The sequence below is a fragment of the Halomonas sp. E14 genome (assembly GCF_052568415.1).
Genome location: NZ_CP199423.1, coordinates 1,390,422 through 1,415,065, shown reverse-complemented (window position 1 = coordinate 1,415,065; position 24,644 = coordinate 1,390,422). Strand labels below are relative to the sequence as shown.

The 24,644-nt window shown below is 64.9% G+C and carries 18 protein-coding genes; 13 read left to right on the top strand and 5 right to left on the bottom strand.

The genetic code is table 11. The features are described 5' to 3' along the window. Window positions 1–57: 57 nt before the first annotated feature. The 5 genes from ACT7B3_RS06525 (at window position 58) to ACT7B3_RS06505 (ending at window position 5,698) form a co-directional block, all read left to right on the top strand. Window positions 58–1,035, top strand: a complete 978-nt coding sequence (locus ACT7B3_RS06525) for an ABC transporter permease (RefSeq protein ID WP_445157293.1) — start codon at window positions 58–60, stop codon at window positions 1,033–1,035. Next, the gene (locus ACT7B3_RS06520; protein ID WP_445157292.1) at window positions 1,032–1,868 is read left to right on the top strand and encodes an ABC transporter permease; all 837 of its coding nucleotides are present in this window, start codon (window positions 1,032–1,034) and stop codon (window positions 1,866–1,868) included. The genes ACT7B3_RS06525 and ACT7B3_RS06520 overlap by 4 nt, the downstream gene beginning before the upstream one ends. Window positions 1,869–1,882: 14 nt before the next feature. Next, the gene (locus ACT7B3_RS06515) at window positions 1,883–3,508 is read left to right on the top strand and encodes an ABC transporter ATP-binding protein (protein ID WP_445157291.1); all 1,626 of its coding nucleotides are present in this window, start codon (window positions 1,883–1,885) and stop codon (window positions 3,506–3,508) included. 133 nt (window positions 3,509–3,641) lie between these two features. After that, window positions 3,642–4,574: a DMT family transporter gene (locus ACT7B3_RS06510; RefSeq protein WP_445157290.1), complete on the top strand. Its 933-nt coding sequence runs from the start codon at window positions 3,642–3,644 to the stop codon at window positions 4,572–4,574. Window positions 4,575–4,585: 11 nt separating this feature from the next. Then, window positions 4,586–5,698, top strand: a complete 1,113-nt coding sequence (locus ACT7B3_RS06505; RefSeq protein WP_444679350.1) for a pyridoxal phosphate-dependent aminotransferase — start codon at window positions 4,586–4,588, stop codon at window positions 5,696–5,698. Between the two features lie 53 nt (window positions 5,699–5,751). On the opposite strand, the gene corA is transcribed toward ACT7B3_RS06505, so the two are convergent. Further along, complete coding sequence (corA, locus tag ACT7B3_RS06500; RefSeq protein ID WP_445157289.1) at window positions 5,752–6,837, bottom strand: magnesium/cobalt transporter CorA; 1,086 nt, start codon at window positions 6,835–6,837, stop codon at window positions 5,752–5,754. A 173-nt stretch (window positions 6,838–7,010) separates the two neighbouring features. On the opposite strand from corA, the gene ACT7B3_RS06495 reads away from it, so the two are divergent. Beyond that, entirely contained in the window at window positions 7,011–8,486 is a 1,476-nt protein-coding gene (locus tag ACT7B3_RS06495; protein ID WP_445157288.1) for a sodium/glutamate symporter, read from the top strand. Window positions 8,487–8,573: 87 nt separating this feature from the next. Here the strand turns inward: ACT7B3_RS06495 and ACT7B3_RS06490 are convergent, their stop codons facing one another. Then, on the bottom strand, window positions 8,574–9,539 hold the full coding sequence (locus tag ACT7B3_RS06490; RefSeq protein WP_444677946.1) for a LysR family transcriptional regulator: 966 nt from the start codon (window positions 9,537–9,539) through the stop codon (window positions 8,574–8,576). Between the two features lie 140 nt (window positions 9,540–9,679). Here ACT7B3_RS06490 and ACT7B3_RS06485 point away from each other — a divergent pair, with 140 nt between their 5' ends. The 6 genes from ACT7B3_RS06485 to ACT7B3_RS06460 all read left to right on the top strand — a co-directional run bounded on the left by ACT7B3_RS06485 (window position 9,680) and on the right by ACT7B3_RS06460 (window position 17,712). Then, window positions 9,680–10,621, top strand: coding sequence for a sodium-dependent bicarbonate transport family permease (locus ACT7B3_RS06485; protein WP_444677947.1), 942 nt, complete (start codon window positions 9,680–9,682; stop codon window positions 10,619–10,621). Window positions 10,622–11,064: 443 nt separating this feature from the next. Beyond that, window positions 11,065–12,234: an isovaleryl-CoA dehydrogenase gene (locus ACT7B3_RS06480; protein ID WP_444677948.1), complete on the top strand. Its 1,170-nt coding sequence runs from the start codon at window positions 11,065–11,067 to the stop codon at window positions 12,232–12,234. Window positions 12,235–12,313: 79 nt separating this feature from the next. Beyond that, window positions 12,314–13,921, top strand: a complete 1,608-nt coding sequence (locus ACT7B3_RS06475; protein ID WP_445157287.1) for a carboxyl transferase domain-containing protein — start codon at window positions 12,314–12,316, stop codon at window positions 13,919–13,921. Between the two features lie 7 nt (window positions 13,922–13,928). Beyond that, window positions 13,929–14,756 (top strand): enoyl-CoA hydratase/isomerase family protein, encoded by an 828-nt coding sequence (locus ACT7B3_RS06470; protein ID WP_445157286.1) that lies wholly within the window; start codon window positions 13,929–13,931, stop codon window positions 14,754–14,756. Continuing rightward, entirely contained in the window at window positions 14,753–16,801 is a 2,049-nt protein-coding gene (locus ACT7B3_RS06465) for an acetyl/propionyl/methylcrotonyl-CoA carboxylase subunit alpha (protein ID WP_445157285.1), read from the top strand. The genes ACT7B3_RS06470 and ACT7B3_RS06465 overlap by 4 nt, the downstream gene beginning before the upstream one ends. Before the next feature lie 11 nt (window positions 16,802–16,812). After that, complete coding sequence (locus tag ACT7B3_RS06460) at window positions 16,813–17,712, top strand: hydroxymethylglutaryl-CoA lyase (protein ID WP_445157284.1); 900 nt, start codon at window positions 16,813–16,815, stop codon at window positions 17,710–17,712. A 142-nt stretch (window positions 17,713–17,854) separates the two neighbouring features. Here the strand turns inward: ACT7B3_RS06460 and ACT7B3_RS06455 are convergent, their stop codons facing one another. Continuing rightward, window positions 17,855–19,090, bottom strand: coding sequence for a hypothetical protein (locus ACT7B3_RS06455; RefSeq protein WP_445157283.1), 1,236 nt, complete (start codon window positions 19,088–19,090; stop codon window positions 17,855–17,857). A 259-nt stretch (window positions 19,091–19,349) separates the two neighbouring features. Between ACT7B3_RS06455 and ACT7B3_RS06450 the strand changes: the two genes are divergently transcribed. Continuing rightward, window positions 19,350–21,077, top strand: coding sequence for an FAD-dependent oxidoreductase (locus ACT7B3_RS06450; protein ID WP_445157282.1), 1,728 nt, complete (start codon window positions 19,350–19,352; stop codon window positions 21,075–21,077). Here the strand turns inward: ACT7B3_RS06450 and ACT7B3_RS06445 are convergent. Together ACT7B3_RS06445 and ACT7B3_RS06440 are read right to left on the bottom strand one after the other, a co-directional pair. Beyond that, window positions 21,000–24,131 carry an ATP-binding protein gene (locus ACT7B3_RS06445; RefSeq protein WP_445157281.1) on the bottom strand — a complete coding sequence of 1,044 codons (3,132 nt, stop codon included), beginning with the start codon at window positions 24,129–24,131 and terminating at the stop codon, window positions 21,000–21,002. The genes ACT7B3_RS06450 and ACT7B3_RS06445 overlap by 78 nt on opposite strands. Before the next feature lie 26 nt (window positions 24,132–24,157). Next, complete coding sequence (locus ACT7B3_RS06440) at window positions 24,158–24,613, bottom strand: hypothetical protein (RefSeq protein ID WP_445157280.1); 456 nt, start codon at window positions 24,611–24,613, stop codon at window positions 24,158–24,160. Window positions 24,614–24,644: the final 31 nt, after the last annotated feature.

Here is a 24,644-nt window from a genome sequence, read left to right as displayed (position 1 = left end):
CCTGGGGCGGCCCTCGGCCGCCCTATACCTGCACCATGTCGTCAAGGGGGTAATGGCATGCTCTATGCAAGATTGATCGTCATGCGGCTACTGAAGGCCGTCGTCGTCCTGTTTCTCATCGTCATCTTCAACTTCTTTCTGATCCATATGGCACCGGGGGATCCCGCAGCCGTACTGGCCGGGGAGGCGGGAGCCACCGATGAGCAGTTCCTGCGCCAGTTGCGTGAGCAGTTCGGCCTCGACCAGCCCATGTACGTCCAGCTCTGGCGCTATGTGTCCGGCATCGCCATGCTCGACTTCGGCTACTCCTACCGCCAGCAGATGCCGGTCTTCGACCTGATCATGGCGCGCATGCCCGCCACCCTGCTGCTGACCGGTACCGCCTTCGTGCTGTCGCTGGCCCTGGGCATCCTGGCCGGTTCCCTGGCCGCCGCGCGTGCCAAGAAGCCCACCGGCTCGCTGATCATGGCACTCGCCCTGCTCTTCTACGCCACTCCGCTGTTCTGGGTCGCCCTGATGGCGGTGGTGCTGTTCTCGGTCTATCTCGACTGGCTGCCCGCCTACGGCATGGTCACCGTTGGCGCCGGCTACACCGGCCTGGCCCTGGCGCTGGATGTCGCCAAGCACCTGGTGCTGCCCGCCACCACCCTCGCGCTGTTCTTCATGGCCATCTACACCCGCATGACGCGCACCTCGATGCTCGAAGCCAGCCAGCAGGACTACGTCAAGACGGCCCGCGCCAAGGGGCTGTCGCCACGGCTCATCCAGCGCCGTCACATCCTGCGCAACGCCCTGCTGCCGATCATCACCCTGGCGGGCCTGCAGGCCGGGCAGATGGTCGGCGGCGCGATCCTCACCGAGACGGTTTTTGCCTGGCCCGGCATCGGCCGCCTGATGTACGAGGCGCTGATGCAGCGTGACTACAACCTGCTGCTCGGGATCTTCTTCTTCTCCGCCGCCCTGGTGATCGTGTTCAACATCCTCACTGATCTCGTCTACCGGCTGGCCGACCCGCGCATCAAGGAGGCCTCATGAACTTCTTCGCCCGTTTCGCCCAGAACCGCGGGGCCCTGGTCGGGCTGATCATCCTGGTCACCATCATCCTGATGGCCATTTCCGCCCCCCTTGTCTTTCCCGAATCCCCCTGGCGCATGGTCCAGCGGCCCTTCCTGCCCCCGCTGGAGGTCGACGGCTTTCCGCTGGGCACCGACACCATGGGACGCAACGTGGCCGCCGGGCTCATGCATGGCGCCTGGGTCTCGCTGCTGATCGGGCTGGTCTCGACCCTGGTGGCCCTGATGATCGGCGTTCCGCTCGGCGCCATGGCCGGCTACTACGGCGGCCTGATCGACGACGCCCTGATGCGCTTCACCGAGTTCTTCCAGACCATTCCCAACTTCGCCCTGGCCATCGTGCTGGTCGCGATCATGCAGCCCAGCGTGACCTCCATCGTGGTGGCCATCGCGCTGGTCAGCTGGCCGCCCGTCGCCCGCCTGGTGCGCGCCGAGTTCATGTCGCTGCGCCATCGTGAATACGTCGAAGCGGCCCGCCTGGTCGGCCAGTCCAACCGCACTATCATCCTGCGCCAGATCCTGCCCAATACCCTGTCGCCGATCATCGTGCTGGCCTCACTGATGGTCGCTACCGCCATCCTGCTGGAATCGTCGCTCTCCTTCCTCGGCCTCGGCGACCCCAACGTGATGTCCTGGGGCTACATGATCGGGGCGGCGCGCACGGTAATTCGCCAGGCCTGGTGGCTGAGCTTCTTCCCGGGGCTGGCGATCCTGCTGACCGTGCTGGCGCTCAACCTGGTGGGTGAAGGGCTGGACGACGCCCTGAACCCGAAACTGAGCCGCGAGCGCTCCTGAGCGAGGGGAACACCATGAACCCGACAGACACAAGCCCCCTGCTGAGCCTGCGCCAGCTGACCATCGCCCTGCCCAAGGGCGCCGATCGCGCCTACGCCGTAGAGGATGTCAGCTACGACGTCCATCCCGGCGAGATCCTCTGCGTGGTCGGCGAGTCCGGCTCCGGCAAGTCGATGGCCGCCAACGCCGTCATGGGCCTGTTGCCGAAGGGGGTACGCCCGGCAGGCGGCGAGGCCATCTTCGACGGCCAGGACCTACTGACTCTCTCCGAGAAGCAGCATCGACAGCTGCGCGGCCTGCGCATCGGCATGATCTTCCAGGAGCCGATGACCGCCCTGAACCCGCTGATGCGGGTCGGCGCCCAGATCAGCGAAGTGTTCGAGGCCCACGGCCGGCTGAACAGGCAGGAGCGCCAGGAGAAGGCACTGGCCCTGCTCAACGAGGTGGGCATTCCGCAGCCCGAGAAAGCCATCCGCGCCTACCCCTTCCAGCTCTCCGGCGGGCAGCGCCAGCGGGTGATGATCGCCATGGCCCTGGCCCTCGAGCCGGAGCTTCTGATCGCCGACGAGCCGACCACGGCCCTGGACGTAACGACCCAGGCCCAGATCCTCGAGCTGATCCTCGACCTCCAGCGCCGCCGCGGCATGGCGGTCATGTTCATCACCCACGACTTCGGGGTGGTGGCTGAGATCGCCAACCGGGTCTGCGTGATGCGCCACGGCAAGGTCGTCGAGCTGGGCGACGCCAAGGCGGTGCTGGACAACCCCCGGCACGCCTACACCCGGGCGCTCATCGAGGCGATTCCCAGCGACGTGATTCCCGAGGCTCGCGGTGCCGAAACCGACACACCGCTGCTGAAGGTCGAGGGGCTCAACAAGGTGTTCCGCTCGCGAGGCGGGCTGTTCAAGCCGGCGCGGGAGGTCCACGCCCTGCGCGACGTCTCCTTTGCCCTGGTGAAAGGCGAGACCGTCGGCGTCGTGGGCGAGTCGGGCTCCGGCAAGTCGACGCTGGGGCGCTGCGTGGTGCGGCTCGAGCACCCTGACAGCGGCAGCATGCACCTCTCCGGCACCGACTTCATGCACCTGAAGGGTGAGGCGCTGCGCCGCGAGCGCCACCGGGTCCAGATGATCTTCCAGGACCCCTACGCTTCGCTCAATCCGCGCCATCGGGTCGGCTACGCCATCGCCCAGGGCCCCATCGCCAACGGCACGCCCAAGGCCAGGGCGATGGCCCAGGCCGACGAGCTGCTCGAACTCGTTGGCCTGGGCGGCACCGCCGACCGCTTTCCCCACGAGTTCTCGGGCGGCCAGCGGCAGCGCATCGGCATCGCCCGAGCGCTGGCCCTGGAGCCGGAACTGATCGTCGCCGACGAAGCCGTTTCCGCGCTCGACGTCTCGATCCAGGCGCAGATCCTCGAACTGCTCGAGGAGCTCAAGCAGAAGCTGTCGCTGTCGCTGCTGTTCATCACCCACGACCTGCGGGTGGCGGCACAGATCTGCGATCGCATCATCGTGATGCAGCACGGGCGAATCGTCGAGCAGGGCCCGGCGCGAGACGTCTTCCTGGCTCCGCAACAGGCCTATACCAGGCAGCTTCTAGAGGCCATTCCCGGCCGCCCGGAGGCACTGGAAACGGCATGAGCCCGAAGACAACCCGGCCCGGGAGAGGCCAAAGAGCCAGCCGCGAGGTCACGCTGACACTCGTGACGAAAGGCGGCGGGCTTGGTCCCAGCGGGTGGCGCCAGCGTGCCGCACCGTTACCGAGCGCAACCCGATGAACCTGACCCTGGCACGCAGCCAGCTTGCCCTCCTGCGGCACAGCAGACGGCTGACCACCCTGCTGCTGATCGCCACCATCGGCCTGTTCTGGGGCGGCAACTGGCCGGCGGTGCGGTTCATCCTGATGGACGTGCCGCCCTTCACGCTGCGGGCGATCGGCTTCTCCACGGGGGCCCTTCTGCTGATGAGCTGGGCCCGCTGGCGGCGGTTGCCGCTGCGCGTGCCGGCCGGCGAGTGGCCCTGGCTGATCGCCACAGGGTTCTTCACCATCCTGGGCTTCAACCTGGCCACGGCCTTCGGCCAGCTCAAGATGCCGACCTCCCAGGCGGCCATCATCGCCTTCAGCATGCCCTGCTGGGCGCTGCTGCTGGGCTGGTGGCTTCTCGGCCAGCGCATCACGCGCCGCCAGTGGCTGGGGCTGGCGTGCGGACAGGCCGGCCTGCTCGTGCTGCTGGGGCCGATGGCGCTGGCCAGTGGGCCCCAGGGTCTGGCGGGGCCGGCCATCATGCTGGGGGCGGCGCTTTCATGGGCGCTGGGCACGGTGCTGATCAAGAAGCGGGGCATCTGGCAGAGCCATGCGGTGGTGATCACCGGCTGGCAATTCGTGCTCTGTGCGGTGCCCATGATCGTGATGATGATGGCCAGGGAAACACCGCCGCCCCCGGCCGCCTGGCAAGCCAGCACCTGGCTGGCGCTTGGCTACCATCTGTTGTTTTCGATTACCCTCGCCCAGATGCTCTGGTTCATGAACGTCAACCGACTGACCATCGCCCAAGCTACCATCAGCACCCTGATCATCCCCACCGTCGGCGTCTCCAGTGCCATCTTGCTGCTGGGCGAGCCGTTGAGCATGAAGGTATTCCTCGCCCTGCTGCTGACGCTGGCCGCCGTGGCGATCGTGATGCTGGAAAAAGGAAAAAGCCCATGAACGAGGATCCGATGCCCCACTTTCCCGAGCACCTGACCGGTGACGGCCCCCACAATCCCTTTCCCGGCGTGCGCGTGCTGGAGCGCCGGCTGGGCCGGGAGATCCCCCACCAACTGGGCTCGAACGAGGGGCTCGACATGCCCCACCGGGCCCTGCGCGAACGCTTCGGCGATGCCATGGCGGCCCACGTCTACAGCTACGGTGACGGCGAGGCGCTGGGCATCCGCCGGCGCCTCGCCGAGCAGAAGGGCATTCCCCTGGAGGCCATGCTGGTAGACGCCGGCGCCGACAGCCTGATCGCACTCTCGCTGCGCGCCGTGGTCGCGCAGGGCAACGTGGTGGTGAGCACCAGGGGCACGTACCCTACCTTCAGCTACTTTGCCCGGGGCCACGGCTGCCGGCTGGTGGAGGTACCCTACGACGAAGGGCCCGGTCGCCTGGCACCGGACCTCGACGCCCTGGCTCGGGCCGCCCGGGAACAGCGCGCGCGCCTGGTTTACCTGGCCAACCCCGACAACCCCAGTGGCCACCTGCACCGCGACGCCGACGTGGTGGCATTGCGTGACGCGCTACCCGCCGACTGCTGGCTGCTGCTCGACGAGGCCTACCATGATTTTCGCGAGGATGCCGACGGCGAGTTCGGGCGGCGTACGCTGCCGGGCGTGATTCGCCTGCGCACTCTCTCCAAGGCCCATGGCCTGGCCGGGCTGCGGGTGGGCTATGCCATCGCCGAGCCGGAAACCCTGGCGGTAATGATGAAGGTACGAATCCACTATGCAGTGTCGACGCTGAGCCAGGCCGCCGCCGAAACCGTGCTGGACTACCCTGCCGAGGTGAACGCCCATGTGGCGTCGGTGCGTGAGCGCCGCGAACGCCTGGCGGCCCACCTGCGCGAACTGGGTGCCGATGTGCTGCCCAGCGCCACCAATTTCGTGGGGCTGCGGCTGGCCAGCGCCGAGCTGGCCGGAAGAGTGCACCAGGCACTGCTGGACGAAGGCAAGCTGATCTCCCGCCCTGCCGATCCGGCGCTGGGCCATGTGCTGCGCATCACGGCAGTGGAGGATGCCCTGGTTCCCGGTCGGCTCGCCACCCTGGAGCAGGCCCTGATACCTCGCCAGGGCTGAGTTCCCCCAGCCGGCGGTACCGGGGCAGCTGGCGCGACCTGCCCTGCGCTGCGCTAAAACCAGCGCTTGCGCTTGAACCATGCCACCATGGCGACGGCCGCCAGAATCATCACGCCCCATACCAGCGGATAACCCCAGTACCAGCCCAGCTCGGGCATGGCGAACGGGCTGGTGGGGTGTTCGAAGTTCATGCCGTACACACCGACGATGAAGGTGAGCGGCATGAACACAGTGGCGATGATGGTCAGGGTGCGCATGCTCTCGTTGAGGCGATTGCTCATGCTCGAGAGATAGACGTCGAGCAGGCTCGCCGTCATGTCGCGATAGCTCTCCACCAGGTCCATTATCTGCACGGTGTGGTCGTAGACGTCGCGCATCCACATGCGCGTATCGGGCGTGAACAGATCGTCATGATCGCGCAGCAACTGGTTGATCACCTCACGCGTTGGCCATAGATAGCGGCGCAGCATGATCAGCTCACGCTTCAAGCCATGCAGCCGCTCCAGGGTCGAGCTGTCGGGACGGTCGAGGATTTCCACCTCGAGCTCCTCGATGCGCTCGCCCACGCTGTCCAGCACCGGGAAGGCGTGATCCACGGCGGCATCGAGCAGGCCATAGAGCAAGTCGTCGGGCTCGGACAGCGCCCGTCCACCGCGCTCCCTGAGCCGACGCCGCACCTCGGTGAAGGGGTCAAGGCGTTCCGCCAACACGCTGACCACGATATTGCCGCCCATGAACAGGGTCGTCTGGTACAGATGTAGCGCACCCTCGTCATCGATCTCGGGAATCCCCAGGATGACGACCAGCGAATCATCGAAGCGTTCGACCTTGGGCCGCTGCCCGCCGTTGAGGATGTCCTCCTGTGCCAGCGGATGCAGCCCCACCCGGTTGCCCAGCAGTTCCAGCGCCTCCGCCGTGGGCATGCCCTGCACATGCAGCCAGCAGAGCGGACCCTGTGCGCTGGCCTCTGGGATATCGGCGGGGCGGATCTCATGCACCTCACCCCAGCGGCCCGCATCGCGACAGGCCAGCGTGTACCTGGCGGGCCCCAGCAAGGCCGTCTGCTCCAGCGTGAGATTGCGCAAGGTGCCCGGCGCCGTCCCGGCCGGGTGATAGTGCTTCTTGAATAAACGTGTCATCGCCAAAGGGTCCTGAACGCATCAACTATTACTAATGGCATGCTCAACCCCGGCTCGGCAAGCCAAGCACGTCGGCTGCAACAAAGCGCTTGGCGCTGAAGACGTGGCGCCCCAAAGTTCGACTAAGCTAAACGCGTCGAAGCGTGAGAGCGATTCCAAGGAAGGAGATCGACATGACCATGACGGTGGGCGAGCTTTTCATCGCGCTGGTACTTATCTCGCTGGTGCTGCTGGCCAGCAATGCCATTCGTAACGTGACGCCCTGGCTGCGGCGACTGTTCCTACCAAGCTCGGTGATCGGCGGTGCGATCCTGCTGCTGCTCGGCCCCGAGGTGGCGGGCCGTGCGGTAACGGCCCCTTTTGAGGAAGCCGCCGGCCTGTTTCCCGAGTATGTCTTCGAAAGCTGGGCCGCCCTGCCCGGCCTGCTGATCAACGTGGTGTTCGCCGCCCTCTTCATCGGCCGCCCCATTCCCGGGCTGCGCACCATCTGGATGCGTGCCGGGCCCCAGGTGGTGGTCGGCCAGACCATGGCCTGGGGCCAGTACGTCGTGGGCCTGTCACTGGCGTTGATCATCCTGGCGCCCGTGTTCGGCATGAACCCCATGGCCGGCGCGCTGATAGAGATCGGCTTCGAGGGCGGCCACGGCACCGCGGCCGGCATGGCCGACACCTTCGCCGAGCTCGGTTTCGAGGAGGGGGCCGACCTGGCGCTGGGGCTTGCCACCGTGGGCATCGTCTCGGGCGTGCTGATCGGTACGCTGATGATCAACATCGCCGCCCGGCGCGGCGTCATCCACCTGGACAAGACCCGCAAGACCTCGGATGCACTGGACGAGGCCCAGGCCATGTCCCAGGGTGAGGAGAACGAGCTGCCGCCCACCGAGGAGTACAGCGAGTTCAAGAAAGACCTGGCCCAGGAAGAGGAAACCGCCGACCCGCTGAGCCTGCATATCGGCCTGGTCGGCATCGCCATCGCCATCGGCTGGCTGATCCTCACGGCCCTGCAGTGGATCGAGCAGCAGACCTGGGCCGCCAACGACGGCCTGGAGATCCTCGCCCACGTGCCGCTGTTCCCCATCGCCATGATCGGCGGCGTGATCGTGCAGCTATGCGTGACACGCTTCGGCCTCGAACCGCATGTCTCCAGCCGCACCATGGCGCGCATTGCCGGCACCGCGCTGGACTTCACCATCGTCGCGGCGCTGGCCACCCTGTCGCTCACCGCCCTCGGCGAGCACTTCATTCCATTCCTGCTGCTGGCACTTGCAGGCATCGGTTGGTCGCTATTCGTACTGATCGTGATCGCCCCGCGGGTGATCCCCGAGAACTGGTTCGAGCGCGGCATCGGCGACTTCGGCCAGTCCATGGGCGTAACCGTCACCGGCCTGCTGCTGATGCGCATGGCCGACCCCAAGAACCGCTCCGGCGCCTTCGAAAGCTTCGGCTACAAGCAGCTGATGTTCGAACCGGTGGTCGGCGGCGGGCTGTTCACCGCAGCGTCACTGCCGCTCATCGCCCAGTTCGGCGCACCGGCGGTGCTGGTCTTCACATTGATACTCACCCTGGCCTGGCTGATCTTCGGCCTGCTCTACTTCGGCCGCCTGGTACCGGAGCGCGGGCGCGGCAGGTGGGGAGTCAAATCCTCTTGAGCCTCCTTTCGTTGTAGATCGTGGTGTGCCTTTTAAGCAGGGGTAGCTTTGCCAAGTCGTGCTGAAGATGACAACGGCGCAGCTCACCTAAACCCCGGCTTCCGTTCCCAGCCGCCCGAGGAGCCCTACCAGCTCATTGGCCAGGAAGCGCGGCTGCACGCACTCATCGAGATGCTCCGAGGCAAAGCGCAGGAAGCCCAAGGCGGCATGGGGCAGCCGGCGGTCGCGACGCACGATGAACTGCCAGTGGCTCTCGATGGGAAAGTCCTCCACCGGCAGAATCACCAGGTCGGGGTGTTCCGGCGGCAGCACGTGCTCTGAGAGCACGGCCAGCCCCATGCCGGCCGCCACGCCGACGCGAATCGCCTCGTTGCTGGCCATCTGCAGGGTCGGCCCCAGTGACAGGCCGTGCTCCTGCAGCCAGCTTTCGAACAGCATGCGCGTGGCCGAGCCCGGCTCGCGCAGCAGGAAGCGTTCCTCGAGCAAGTCGCTCATGATGACACGCTCAAGCGCCGCCAGCGGATGGCCGCGCGGGCCCACCACCACCAGAGGATTGCGCAGGAAACGCCCGGCCAGGGCGTGGGTCAGCGAGGGAGGATGGCTGAACACATAGAGATCGTCGTCCTGGCGTTCGAAGCGTGTGAGCACCTGGCGGCGGTTGCCGATATGCAGCGTCACATCAACGTCGGGAAAGGCCTGGCTGTAGGGGCCGAGCAGGCGCGGCAGCACGTACTGCGCGGTGTTGACCAGGGCGATGCTGAAGCGGCCGCGCTCGCCGCCGCGCAGGGCACCCAGATAATCCTGAAAGTCATCGAAGCGGCCTAGCACCTCCCGGCTGGCCCGGTACAGCTCGCGGCCCGCTTCGGTGGGCACCAGCCGGCCCTGGCGGTTGTTCAGCAGCGGCTCGCCTACCGCCTCGCCGAGCCGCTTGAGCTGCTGGGACACGGTGGGCTGGGTCAGGTGAAGCTGGCGCGCCGCCTCGCTGACCGAGCCGCTGCGCACGACGGCCACATAGACTTGCAGTAAACGGAATGTCAGGTGACGGATATTCATGAGAGGCGCTTCCAGCAGGGATATAGTTTATTTTCTATATTAATTGCCCAGAGATTCTATTGGTATCAATATCACGCAATCCTCACAATCCGCGGCTAGCATGATTCCTAGTCACCGCTTTCGCGAAAAAAGAGAAGCCTATGCCAGACATAGTCGTAATGTTCTTTCTGCTTGGCCTGCTTGCCGGCATCGTCAAGTCCGACCTGAACATTCCCAAGGCGGCCTACGACACCCTGAGCCTGCTGCTCATGCTCACCATCGGCCTCAAGGGCGGCATGGCACTGTATGGCAACCTGCGCTGGTCGCTGTTCCACGAACTGCTGGCGGTCGCCGTTCTCGGTGCCCTGATTCCGCTGATCCTGATGCCCATCCTGCGCCGCTTCATTCGCCTGTCGCCTGCCGACAGTGCCAGTATCGCGGCGCACTATGGTTCGGTCAGTGCGGGCACCTTCGCCGTGGCGCTGGCCTTCGCCGAAAGCCGCGCCCTGCCCATCGGCGCCGAAGTCACCCTCTACCTGGTAATGATGGAACTGCCGGCGATCATGGTGGCCATCGCGCTCTATCGCCGCCATGCCGGCAAGGAGGCAGGCGAGGCGTTCCAGGGCATCTGGCATGAAACCCTGACCAACCGCGGCGTCATCCTACTGGCCGGCGGCGCGGTGATCGGCGCCATGTACGGTCCCCGGGAAGGGGCAGCCGTGACCGAACTGTTCATGGGCGCCTTCCACGCCGTGCTCGCCCTGTTCCTGCTGCAGATGGGCCTCACCGCAGCGGAAACCCTGCGCCCCATTCCGTGGTTCCACTGGCGCCTGCTCACCTTCGCCCTGGTAGCACCGTTCTGCCTGGCCATGGCCGGCTTGACCGTCGGCCTGCTGCTCGGCCTGCCCATGGGCTCGCTGATGATTCTCACGGCGCTTGCCGCCAGCGCCTCGTATATCGCCGCCCCGGCGGCGATGCGAACGGCGATACCCCAGGCCAACATCGGCCTAGCCATGCTGGCAGCCCTCGGCTTCACCTTCCCGCTGAACGTGATCGTGGGTATCCCGCTCTACTACCAGCTGGCGCTCTGGTTCGCCGGCTGAGCGCTGCGGGCCATCGCCATTGGCGATGGCCCGCTTCTTTCTAAAGCCATCTCGTAAATAGCCGCCGCTTCGGATAGCCCTCTTGAGTTCGTCACTAGAGCTAGCCCTGTCTTTCTCCGGTAGCAGCCGCTCGGTCACGGCGGCTGCTCACGCCTCCCCGTCACCCAGGCCCACCCTTTGCCCCAGTTCCCCCCTACGCTTGTCCACTTTTCAGCCAGTCATGGCAGCATATCTTCGACATTCGTCGCAGGCGCATAGGCTGCACTTTACGTTAACGTAAACCTCCCCTAGTCTTGTCTCATCCAGACACTGCGAGGGGTGCGGCGCCACCCCCTGCTCCACCTGACATCGCCACAACAACTCGCCACAACCACTCGCCACTACTAAGGCCAGCGACATGGCCAACCGCGGTGGCCAGCGACAACGGCAAGAGGAGTACTGCCATGCACCTGTCCTACAAGCCCCTCGACTTCGGCCTCGCCGACGAACTGAACATGCTGCGCGATCACGTCAACGCCTTCGCCCGTGACGAGATCGCCCCGCGCGCCGCCGAGATCGACGAGAAGAACGAGTTCCCCAACGATCTGTGGCAGAAGTTCGGCGACATGGGCCTGCTCGGCATCACCGTGCCGGAAGAGGACGGCGGCAGCGGCATGGGCTACCTGGCCCACTGTATCGCCATGGAAGAGATCTCCCGCGCCAGCGCCTCGGTGGGTCTCTCCTATGGCGCGCACTCCAACCTGTGCGTCAACCAGCTCAAGATCAATGCCAATGCCGAGCAGAAGGCCAAGTACCTGCCCAAGCTGATCAGCGGCGAACACATCGGTGCGCTGGCCATGTCCGAGCCGGGCGCCGGTTCCGACGTGGTGAGCATGAAGCTGCGCGCACGCAAGGAGGGTGGCAAGTACATCCTCAACGGCAACAAGATGTGGATCACCAACGGCCCCGACGCCGACGTGCTCGTCGTTTATGCCAAGACCGATCCCGACGCCGGCTCCAAGGGCATCACCGCCTTCATCATCGAGAAGGGCTTCGCCGGCTTCTCCACCGCACAGAAGCTCGACAAGCTCGGCATGCGTGGCTCCAACACCTGCGAACTGGTGTTCCAGGACTGCGCAGTGCCGGAAGAGAACGTGCTGGGCGAAGTTGGCAAGGGCGTACGCGTACTGATGAGCGGCCTGGACTACGAGCGCACCGTGCTTGCCGCCGGCCCCATCGGGATCATGCAGGCGGCCATGGACATCGTGGTGCCCTACGTCCACGAGCGTAAGCAGTTCGACCAGTCGATCGGCGAGTTCCAGCTGGTGCAGGGCAAGATCGCCGACATGTACACCACCCTGAACGCCTGTCGCGCCTACCTCTATGCCGTGGCGGCGGCCTGCGACCGCGGCCAGACCTCGCGCAAGGACGCCGCCGGCGTCATCCTCTACTGCGCCGAGAAGGCCACCCAGGTGGCGCTGGACGCCATCCAACTGCTGGGCGGCAACGGCTACATCAACGAGTACCCCACCGGACGCCTGCTGCGCGACGCCAAGCTCTACGAGATCGGCGCCGGCACCAGCGAGATCCGCCGGATGCTGATCGGCCGCGAACTCTTCAACGAGTCCAAGTAAGCCTGACGGCGTTCGCCCGGACCCCGCAGGCCCGGGCGGCGCTCACTCTGTTGCCTACCAGATCTGAGGGAGCCGATAGATGGCCATCCTGAACACCCAAGTCAATACGCGCAGCGACGGCTTCCAGGCCAACGACCAGGCCATGCGCCACGAGGTCATGAAGCTGCGCGAGCTGACCGCGGCGATCAGCCAGGGCGGCGGCGAGAAGGCTCGCGCCCGGCATGAGTCGCGCGGCAAGCTGTTCGTGCGCGACCGCATCGACCACCTGATCGACGAAGGCTCACCCTTCCTCGAGTTCTCGGCGCTGGCCGCCCATGAGGTCTACGAGAGCGACGTGCCCGCCGCCGGCGTGGTCACCGGTATCGGTCGCGTAAGTGGCGTGGAGTGCGTGATCGTCGCCAACGACGCCACCGTCAAGGGCGGCACCTACTACCCGCTGACGGTGAAGAAGCACATCCGCGCCCAGGAGATCGCCCGCAAGCACCGTCTGCCGTGCATCTACCTGGTCGACTCCGGCGGCGCCTTCCTGCCCCGCCAGGACGAAGTGTTCCCCGACCGCGACCACTTCGGGCGCATCTTCTACAACCAGGCCACCCTCTCCGCCGAGGGCATCCCGCAGATCGCCGTGGTGATGGGCTCGTGCACCGCCGGCGGCGCCTACGTACCGGCCATGGCCGATGAGTCGATCATCGTCAAGCAGCAGGGCACCATCTTTCTCGGCGGCCCGCCGCTGGTGAAGGCCGCCACCGGCGAGAGCATCAGCGCCGAGGACCTGGGCGGCGCCGACGTACACGCCAAGATCAGCGGCGTGGCCGACCACTACGCCGAGAACGACGCCCACGCCCTGCAGCTCGCCCGCGCCTGCGTGTCGCGGCTGAACTGGCAGAAGCGCGGCCAGCTCAAGATGCAGGCACCCAAGGCTCCGCGTCTCGATCCCAGCGAGATCTACGGCATCGTTGGCACCGACCTCAAGAAGCCGTTCGACGTGCGCGAAGTGATCGGCCGTATCGTCGACGACTCCGACTTCGACGAGTTCAAGCGCTACTATGGCGACACCCTGGTCACCGGCTTCGCCCATATTCACGGCTACCCGGTGGGCATCGTCGCCAACAACGGCGTGCTGTTCTCCGAATCCGCGGTGAAAGGCGCCCACTTCATCGAGCTGTGCGCCCAGCGCAAGATCCCGCTGGTATTCCTGCAGAACATCACCGGCTTCATGGTCGGCTCCAAGTACGAGCACGAAGGCATCGCCAAGCACGGCGCCAAGCTCGTCACCGCCGTGGCCTGCGCCAAGGTGCCCAAGTTCACCGTACTGATCGGCGGCAGCTTCGGCGCCGGCAACTACGGCATGTGCGGCCGCGCCTACGACCCCAACCTGCTGTTCATGTGGCCCAACGCGCGTATCTCGGTAATGGGCGGCGAGCAGGCCGCCGGCGTGCTGGCCCAGGTCAAGCGCGAGCAGTACGAGCGCGAAGGCAATGAGTGGAGCAAGGAAGAGGAAGAGGCCTTCAAGCAGCCCACCCGCGAGCAGTACGAGCGCCAGGGTCACCCCTACTACGCCAGTGCCCGGCTGTGGGACGACGGCGTGATCGACCCGGCCCAGACCCGCGACGTGCTGGGGCTCTCGCTTGCCGCCGCCATGAACGCGGAAGTGGAAGACACCAAGTTCGGCGTGTTCCGGATGTGAGGCAGCCATGACGCAGACATATTCCGAACTCAAGATCGACGAACGCGGCGTTGCCTGGCTGACGCTGAATCGCCCCGAGGTGCACAACGCCTTCGACGACAGCCTGATCGCCGAGCTCAATGCACATCTGGCCAAGCTGCATGATGCCGCCCACCACGGCGAGGTGCGCGTGGTGGTGCTGGGCTCCGAGGGCAAGAGCTTCTCCGCCGGCGCCGACCTCGGCTGGATGAAGCGCATGGTGGAGTACGACTTCGAGGGCAACCTGGCCGACTCGCGAAAGCTCTCGCAGCTGATGCACGGCCTGGATACCCTGCCCTGCCCCACCGTCTGCCGCGTGCAGGGTGCCGCCTTCGGCGGTGCCGTGGGCCTGGCGGCCTGCTGCGACATCGTGATCGCCAGCGAGAAGGCCAAGTTCTGCCTCTCCGAGGTCAGGATCGGCCTCTCGCCCGCCGTGATCAGCCCCTACGTGCAGCGTGCCCTGGGTCCGCGCCAGATGCGCCGCTTCGCGCTTACCGCCGAGGTTATGGAAGCAGCCCAGGCGCTGGAGCTAGGCCTGGCCCACCAGGTAGTCGAGCACGAGTCGCTGGACGCCGCGGTAAGCGGCATGCTCGATACCCTGCTGGGCGGCTCGCCCCAGGCCCAGCGCGCCACCAAGGCGCTGCTGGCCGACGTGGCCCGTGAACCCGACAGCAAGGCCACTCGCGAGCACACCTGCCGTGTGATCAGCGAACTGCGCGTGAGCGCCGAAGGCCAGGAGGGCCTGGCCAGCTTCTTCGAGAAGCGCCGCCCCGCCTGGGCCGACCCCGACAAGACCGCCACGGAGCGCCGCTCATGAGCCAGAACAACGAATCCCGCACCACGCCCTTCGACACCCTGCTGGTCGCCAACCGCGGTGAAATCGCCTGCCGCGTAATGCGCACCGCCCGCGCCATGGGCCTGCGCACCGTGGCCGTGTACTCCGACGCCGACGCCAACGCCCGCCACGTACGCGAGGCCGACGAGGCCGTGCGCCTGGGCCCGGCCGCCGCCCGTGAGAGCTACCTCAAGGTCGAAGCGGTAGTGGAAGCCGCCAAGCGCACCGGCGCCGGCGCCATTCACCCCGGCTACGGCTTCCTCTCCGAGAACGGCGCCTTCGTGGAAGCGCTGGACGCCGCCGGCATTACCTTCGTCGGCCCGCCCGCCTCGGCGATTGCCGCCATGGGCGACAAGTCCGCGGCCAAGGCGCGCATGGCCAACGCCGGCGTACCGCTGGTGCCGGGCTACCACGGCGACGACCAGGACGACGCCCTGCTGCGCCGCGAAGCCGACCAGATCGGCTACCCGGTGCTGCTCAAGGCCAGCGCCGGCGGCGGTGGCAAGGGCATGCGCGTGGTGGAAAGCGGCGAGCAGTTCCAGGCCGCACTGGACGGCTGCCGCCGCGAATCCCAGGCCGCCTTCGGCGACACCCGCATGCTGATCGAGAAGTACCTGACCCAGCCGCGCCACGTCGAGGTCCAGGTGTTCTGCGACAGCCACGGCAACGGCGTCTACCTGTTCGAGCGCGACTGCTCCGTGCAGCGCCGCCACCAGAAGGTACTCGAAGAAGCCCCCGCCCCCGGCATGTCGCCAGAGCTGCGCCGCGAGATGGGCGAAGCCGCCGTACGCGCCGCCAAGGAGATCGGCTACGTGGGCGCAGGTACCGTCGAGTTCCTGCTCGACAAGGACGGCTCGTTCTACTTCATGGAGATGAACACCCGCCTGCAGGTGGAGCACCCCGTCACCGAGATGATCACCGGCCAGGACCTGGTCGAGTGGCAGCTGCGCGTGGCCATGGGCGAGGCGCTGCCGTTGCAGCAAAACGAGCTGACCATTACCGGCCACAGCTTCGAGGCGCGGCTCTACGCCGAAGACCCGGATCAGGACTTCCTGCCCGCCACCGGCAGGCTCGAGCGCTTCGCCATGGACCTGAAAGGCGCCGGACTCGACCCGCGCCAGGTACGCCTGGACAGCGGCGTGGAAACCGGCGACGTGGTCTCCATGCACTACGACCCCATGCTGGCCAAGCTGATCGTCCACGGCGACGACCGCGACCAGGCCCTGGCCACCCTCAACCGCGCGCTGGCCGCGCTGGACGTGCAGGGCGTGGTGACCAACCGCGCCTTCCTGCAGCGGCTGGCGACCCACCCCGCGTTCCGCAACGTGGAGCTGGACACCCGCTTCATCGAGAAGAACGAGGCCACCCTCTTCGCGCCCAAGCAGTTCAGCATCGAAGAGTACGCCGGCGCCGCGCTGATCGGCCTCAACCAGCTGGCCCGCGAATGTGAAAGCGACTCCCCCTGGGACCGCCACGACGGCTTCCGCCTCAACGCCCCGCACACCATCCGCATCGCCTTGTGCGACCCGGCCGTGGCCCAGGTGCACGATGCCGAAGGCGTGGTGATTGTGGAAGGCACCCGCGCCAGCGGCGCCGATCCGTGGGACCTGACCATCGGTGGCGAGACCCTCACCGCCCGCCTGCAGCACCTGGAAGGCGACGCCGTGGCCGTTACCCTCAACGGCCACCGCCGCCGCCTGCAGGCCCGCCGCGACGGTAACGTCGTCGTCATGGTCGACCCGCGTGGCGAAACCCGCCTGTTCTGGCGCCGTATCGACGCCATCGACCACGGCCACCACGAAGCCGAATCGACCCTTACCGCGCCGATGCACGGCACCGTGGTCGCGCTGCTGGTGGAAGCCGGCCAGAAGGTGGAGAAAGGCATGCCGCTGATGGTCATGGAAGCCATGAAGATGGAACACACCATGACCGCCCCCGCCGACGGCCACGTGGAAAGCTTCCACTTCAACGCCGGCGACACGGTGGGCCAGGGAGACGTGCTGCTCGAGTTTGCGCCAGCGGAATAAGGAGACGTTAGATGGCATTTCCGAAAAAGGTGCGCCTGGTCGAGGTCGGTCCCCGCGATGGGCTGCAGAACGAGCCCAACCCGATCGACACGGCCACCAAGCTGGAACTGATCGACCGCCTGGGCGCCGCCGGGCTCACGTACATCGAAGCGGCCAGCTTCGTCTCGCCCAAGTGGGTACCGCAGATGGCCGATCATCGCGAGGTGATGACCGGCCTGAAGCGCCGCCCAGGCGTGACCTACGCCGCCCTTACCCCCAACCTCAAGGGGCTGGAAGCGGCGCTGGAGTGCGGCGTGGAAGAAGTGGCGGTATTCGGCGCGGCAAGTGAAGCCTTCTCGCAGAAGAACATCAACTGCTCCGTCGCCGAATCGCTGGAGCGCTTCGCCCCCGTGCTGGAGCGAGCCAGAGAGGCCAACGTGCGCGTGCGCGGCTACGTCTCCACCGTGCTCGGCTGCCCCTACGAAGGCGAGATCGCCCCGGCCAAGGTGGCCGAGGTGAGCAAGGCGCTGTACGACATGGGCTGCTACGAAGTCTCGCTCGGCGACACCATCGGCGTCGGCACCCCGCTCGCCGCCAAGCGCATGATCGAAGCCGTGAGCCGCGACATTCCCATGGAAAAGCTCGCTGCCCATTTCCACGACACCTACGGCCAGGCGCTGGCCAACCTCTACGCCGTGCTGGAAGAGGGCATCAGCGTGGTGGATAGCTCCGTCGCCGGCCTCGGCGGCTGCCCCTACGCCAAGGGCGCCTCCGGCAACGTGGCGAGCGAAGACGTCGTCTACCTGCTCAACGGCCTGGGTATCGACACCGGCATCGACCTCAACAAGCTCGCCGAAACCGGCACCTGGATCACCCAGACCATCGGTCGGCCGAACCGCTCCAAGGTGGGCGTGGCACTGGCGGCGAAGTAAGCCGCCAACAGAAATGCAAAGCCCCTGAGCCAGATAACTGGCTCAGGGGCTTTTTTGTCAGGTGAATACCATCACTGTGCATACGATCCCTGTACTCACAGCACATACAGCTCTACTCACAGACAGGAATGGCTCACGTCACTCAGCGTGTACGAAATGATGCGTTTGCAACACTCTTCGCGACACTAATATTTTCTCTCAACAATACCCTTTCCAAGACATACAACCCATGCGGGATAAATTCATTACTATCAATAAAGCCCTCTATGACCTTACTTTTTAGCGGCAAAGCGACAAACGAATCCACTTCCAGATGCTTATCGCGAGCAATCAGTGGCTCTATATCTTTTTCGTAATCAAGATCCAATTCAAAAACTGCCGACAGACCAATCTCAAAATTGTTTTTTTCCAAGAAAAAATCATAAAACGAAGCCTTCACCCCGTGTTGATATAATTTATCATTAATTCCCAGCTCTTCGAGGAGCCCCCGCTTGAAGCAAAGCTCGAGATCAACCTTACCAAAAGGATCTTTATCTGTCTGCGACAGCCCCTCATTCATTGTAATATGGTATTTTTGAACCCCACCCTGCACTCTGCCAGAACGCTTGCTCAATATTATCTCTTTTCCATGACCTCCTTCGCAAATAAGCAGAGCATTTATACCAAAAGAAGTGAGAAATGGCTTATATTTTAAAAAATCAGAAAGCCCGGCTGATGCAATAGGATGGCCATTCAACTTTAGCTCTTGATAGATAGACCTAAAAACTCTATGGGTATAGTAATCCGTTTTGAAAAAATCAATCTCCACTCCTGGCTTTTCGTCATCACCGAAACGCGTGAACTTGAGGTTGAATACGCCATATTTATCCCCATTGAATATCAACCTCTCCTTAGCATTAAGAAACTCCTCCCCAACAATGTTTTTATGTTTATTTATCAGGCATGGAAGTTCTATTATACCAGTCAGCTCAGCCAGGTCTTTAAAATCACTGCCGCCATCAAATGATGTGTCAGCGTGAAATTTTGAAAGCTGAGAATCCATGTAGCCGGCCTCTCGCTCTCTTGAAATTATTTTCTCTTCTATCTCGACAGGCATACTCAAAAACAAGCTACGATGGGCGCCAAAAATTGACACCTCTCTAGAAAAAATGTTTCTTTTCTCAAACTCAGGATCTCCATTAGCAAGATCAACCACATTAATCGAGTCTTTTCTTTTCTTATATAAAGACAACTCATGTCTTAGTCGACGTCTATGCCTTATGTTTTTAACCTTCCTGTAGGACTGCTGAAGCACATACAAAATAAAAGAACCAAAAAGCAGGAAAAATAATTCCGAAGAAGCATCATTTGCGACCGCCCCCATCACTTGATCTAACATCTATTAATCCCGTTGCACGCATCCAAATATGAATAATATTTTTGAGGCCGGCTCAGCCAGCCAACACAAATCATAAAGCCATGCTTTAATTACACACAGTGATTTTGTTGCATTAGCAATCACCTCGGCACCACCACGAGCGCCGGTATCACCCGCCCGAAGCGTAACGGATCACTTCGGTATCACCTCATCTTACCCCCTTGGTCGCAGCGGGCTCTTGGTTGATCCTTGAGCCATTCATCGCCTGGGGAGCTTCATCATGGACCACACACCGCTGCGGATCGCCATCATTGGCGGCGGGGTTTCCGGCCTGTCGCTGGCTTACTACCTACAGAAGTTCGGCAGCGAAGCGGCCCGGCAGATCGAGATCACCCTGTTCGAGCGCAAGTCCAGCCTGGGCGGCAACGCGGAGACGGTGTGGGTCGACCTGGGCAACCGACGCCTGCCGGGCAAGCCCGGTACGCCGTATCGGCGCTGGGCCGACCTGGGAGTCAATGACGTCAACCTGGCGACCAGCCCCCACCTGCGCACGCTGCTCGCCGAGATCGGCGAACTGGAGCGCCTGAAGCCGCTGGAAAACACCGCAAGCTACTTCAGCCGTGACGGCAGTGTCGCGCTCACCGACGACCGGGAGCTGTTCCGCGGCGCCAGCGACCCGAGCCACGAGCTGAGCTTGGCCGATGGCGGCCGGCTGGCCGTGCTGATCGCCCTGCTTCACCGCAGCGCCATCGACCTGGTGGAGAGCCGGCGCATCACGCCGCGTTATACGGTGGACGACTTCTTCGACGCCTGCGCTGCGGCACCCGCCGAGATGCTGAGCGCGGCGGCCAATGCACTGAATGTCGATATCGACTGGGAGGACCCGGCGCTGCCGGAGCGGCTCGAGCGCCTCCGCCACACCGTCTACTACCCGCGCATCTCGGCCATGTACTTCACCGACGACCGCGGCCCCGGCGGCATGCCGCTGCAGGCGCCCTTCGAGTATTACCGCCTGCAGGAGGGTGGCTCACCGCCCGATCGTCGTTACTTCGAGCATGGCGTCCAGCACTGGCTGGAAGCACTGGCCGCGCATATCACCGGCCCGCTGAAGCAGGGTCCGCGAGTCGAGATCCTGCGCGGTATCGAGGTGGAGGCCAGGCTATCGACCCAGGGCGTGACGCTCACCGAGCGCGCCCCCGGCGAGCGCCGCTGGGAAGCGGACCTGCTGATCATGGCCACCCATGCCGAGGATGCCCTGCCGCTGCTGACCTTCGGCGATGGCCTGAGCGAGACCCAGCGGGAGCTGCAGCACATTCTCGGCAAGGTGCGCTATACCCGCAGCTTCGGTGTCTGTCACACCTCCGCCACCCGCCTGCCGCCCAATCCCAACCTGTGGCGCACCCGCAATATCGAGATACGGGGGCGCGAAGATACCTTCCACCCCTACCGCATCGACTACGTGGTGAATCGCCATCAGAACGATGCCGAAACCCCCTGCTACGACCGGGCGGGCCTGCCGCAGTTTTTCGTCTCCCTGGTGGATGACCTCAACCGCATCCCTCGCAGCGAGATGCTCGACCGACATGCCTCGCCCCCGGATGCCCCCGCATCGCTGGCCGGTGCGGCCCTGGGCGCAGCCGGCTACCGCGACCGGCTGCCGGCGATCGAGAGCGCCCTGGAGGCCAAGGCCTGGACCCTGTTCAAGCACAACGTGCTGGATGCCGAATGCCTCGAGGCGCAGGCGGAGATCGAGCGCTACAACCAGCGCACGGCCCGCCGGCGCTACGAGGGCCATCGGGGCGTTTGCCCGCTGCTGTTCGCCGGGGGCTGGACCCGCGGCGCCGGCCTGCAGGAGCAGTGCCTGAAGCAGTCGGCGCATCTCGTCGCCCTACTGCTGGCGGCCCCCGAGCGGCGGCTCAATCCCCTGCGCCTAGCGGCGAGTGGCGGCCAGGCAAGGCAGCGTCATTCCCAGGCCAGCGGCTTCGCCCCGCTGCCAGCAAGCCTGTAGACGCTCCAAGGCGCCGGCTTCATCGCTCTCCAGCCACTCGGCATGGGCCTCGATCAGGACGCAGTGGTGCTCGCCCCAGGCACAGGGCTCCGCCCCCATCAGTTGGGTCAGGCGCCGGGCGTAGTGGCGCGCCGCTTCCGGGCGCCCATCGAGCAGGCTGACCTCCGCCGCCGCGATCAGGAAACGATAGCCGTTGTGGCCCACGCAGCCGGCATCCAGCAGCGCTTCGCCCTCTTGCAGCGTCGCCAGGCGCGTCTCGACCTGCTCTTCCAGCAGCGCCCGGGTGCCCAGCACCCAGGGGCCGATAAAGGCCTTCAGGCCGTGCTGTTCGACCAGCTGCCAGGCACGCTCGATGCTGGCCCGCGCCTCGACCAGCCGCCCGGTGATCAGCTCGACCCGGGCGCGACTCTCCAGCAGAAACGCCTCGAAGCGACCGGAGCCCAGGCCACGCGCCACCGTCAGCGCCTGTTCGATCTGCTCGTCCGCCGCATAAGGCTCGCCCTGGGAGAGCAGAATCCACCCCGCCGTGAGCCGCGCCACCACCTCGGCACGTCGATTGCCGACCCGCTTGCCCAGCTCGGCGGCATCGAAACAGTCGGCCAGCGCCGCCTCGGTCTGGTTGGCGTAGATGCGGGCGGTACCCAGCATGAACAGGTTGGAGGCCTCCAGATCGGCATGGCCATGGGTTCGGCACAGCGTGACGCAGTGATCGAACAGCTCGAGGGTGCTGCGCATCTGCCCCTCGGCATAGTGGGCATCGCCCAGCCCGCTCATGGCCTGGATCTCGGTGCGCACGTCGCCGCCACGGCGGGCCTGCTCCAGGGCACGGGTGTGATAGGCGCGGCTGGTGGCAAAGTCGCCCCGGGGGAAATAGAGATTGCCCTTAAGATAGAGCGCCTCGGCCAGGGGCAAGGGGTCCTCCAGCGCCTCGGCCAGGGGCAATAGGCCGTCGAGAATCGCCTCCTCCGCCGCCAGCGCATCGAGCATGTTCAGCACCCGGGCCAGCCAGAGGTCGGCGCTGATGCGCTCCTGTTCGTCCCGGGCGAAGCTGCGCGCCGCCTCGAAGTGCTCCCGCGCCGCCTGGATCTGCCCGGTGGCCATCGCCACCTGGCCCTGCAGCAGCATCAGCCGGTACTCATCCTTGGGCGCGTAGTCGATGGCGCGGCAATCCCTCAGCAGCGCCATGGCCTCCTCGTGGCGATAGCGAGCCATTTCCGCCGCCACCGCCAGCAGGAAGGCATTCGGCGCCTCCAGCGAGCGAGCGCGGTGCAGGTGGCGCGCCCGCAAGCCCGGTTCCGCCTCGCCGTAGAGCGCAGCCAGGCGCAGGTGCAGCCTGTCCCGCTGGATCTTGGGAATCCCCTCGTAGATGCCTTGCAGAATCAGATCGTGCACGAAGCGGTAGCTGTCCTCTTCCAGCGGACGCACCAGGCTGTAACGCTGGGGCAGTTCGGGCTGATAATCGGCCTGCCCCAGCACCTCCTGCAGCGAGGCCAGGGAGAAGCGCTGCCCCATCACCGCGGCGATGCACATCGCCCGACGATCCAGGTCGGTGAGCTGATCCAGCTTGCTCTGCACCAGATTAGCGAGACTGGCCGGCAGGCTGCGATGCGGATGGAACAGCAGCAGTTGCGTCAGGAACAGCGGGTTGCCCTGGGCCTGGGTCACGCAGCGAGCGGCGTGCTCGGCGGGCACCGTGCCGTAGCTGGCCACCAGGGCCTCGGCCTCCTGCGGGCGCAGCGGCGGCAGCTCGATCAGGGTGAGCGGCAGCTCCGGCAGCTGCGGGCGCAGGCGACTCTCCAGCGGGTCCTGCTCCAGGCGCGAGGTGAACAGCCAGATCACCGGCGCTTCCTGGGTGCCCTGCAGCAGCCCGGTGAGGGTGGCCAGCAGCGCCTCGTCGGCCCAGTGCAGGTCCTCCACCACCACCAACTGAGGGCGATGAATGGAGCGCGCCAGGAGCAGATCGCGCAGAGCCAGCACCAGGCGCTGGCTGCGGGTCGCGGGGGTCATGGCGGCATAGAGCGACTGCGCCTCCTCCGGCTGAGGCAAGCCCAGCAGCGGACGCAGCAGCATGGCGTGATCCATGGGCAGGCGCAGCGCCGAGAGACGGGCCAGCAGGAGAGCCTCGTCCAGAATTTCCGCTTTCGCCTCGGCGGAGGTTTGCAGCAGTGAACGCGCGAGCTGCATTAGCGGGCCTTCATCGGCGCGGGTACCGAAGTCCAGCACCTCGGCCTGATGATGATCGGCATGGGCCGCGGCCATCTCGGCAAACTCGGCGCTCAAGCGCGTCTTGCCGATGCCCGCCACACCGCGGATGTAGATTAGATGTCCGGCCTGGTAGGCCTGGGTGCTCTCCAGGATGGCTTGCAGTTGACCCAACTGCACCCGACGCCCCACCAGCTCGAAGCGAGCATCATGAGCCTCGTCCCGGGGTTGGCGATAGCGCAGCCACTCGCCGCCTTCGTCATCGAAAACGAAGCGTTCCGCCAACTGCACCGCCACGCCACGCTCGACCCACACGCCGCCCTGCCCACCCGACATGGAAAGCGGCGTAGCCGTGGGCCAATGGCCGGCCTGAAGATAAACGCCGCGGGCCACCCCTTGCTCCACCAGGGTAGCGGCACACAACAAGCCGCGCTGGGCATCGCTGCGGTAAGCACGGGGCAGGCCGAACAGCGCCGTGCCCCCTTCCTCCAGGCTGCCGCCGAAATGCGGCACCCAGCTCGCCAGCGCCGAGGGGTCGGCCGCCACGGCGTGCAGCTGGATCAGTACGCGGGCACTCTCCATCTCCTCGATATCGGAAGCGACAACGGCAGCCTCTTCGGCCTCCGCCGACAGCTCCTCGACCTCGACATCGTAGATCTCGGCCAGATGGCGCGCGGTACGATACAGCACCGCCTTGCCACTCTCCGCCCGCTTGATGGAAGCGATGGAGACGCATAAGCGCCGATCAAAACAGTACTCGACCAGCGCCTCCTGACTCAGGCCCAGCCGCTTGCGATGCTGCTTTAAGCGCTCACGATCCAGCCGCAAGCGCCCGTCTTGGGGGATGATCACTGGTGGGGTCCTATGCCGAGGCGGCATCACAATGTATTAAAACGCGACCTTCTATGACCTGGCACATTCCTAGAAAACTTTGAGAATGCCTCATATTCAAGATATGCAATCCATCCCAACCGACGAAGGTCGTTGGGGCCGGCGTCAGCAGCATTGCACTTGATAGGCATAGCGGCGACAAAAAGGTTGGAGTTCCATTCATCGAAATTTCCAAGTGCTTTATATATTGCCCATCCACCACTGTGGCCGTTACGGCCACGAAGTGAGTTTTGGAGCTGAGACCAGCGCTGGCTCAATCCACCTTTTGATTTAGTCATTCCAATGTAGACTACATTCCGCCACTTGACAGCTTTTCCTGACAAATCTTGATCTGAAATAGCTATAACGTAAACGCCCGGATATTTGCGATCAGTGATGTCGAAACGTTCGCCCCACAGTTTCCACCGAGTAAAATCTAAACTTGGAATACCCACCTGTCTCATTTCAACCTCAACGTCAAGACACTTAGACAAT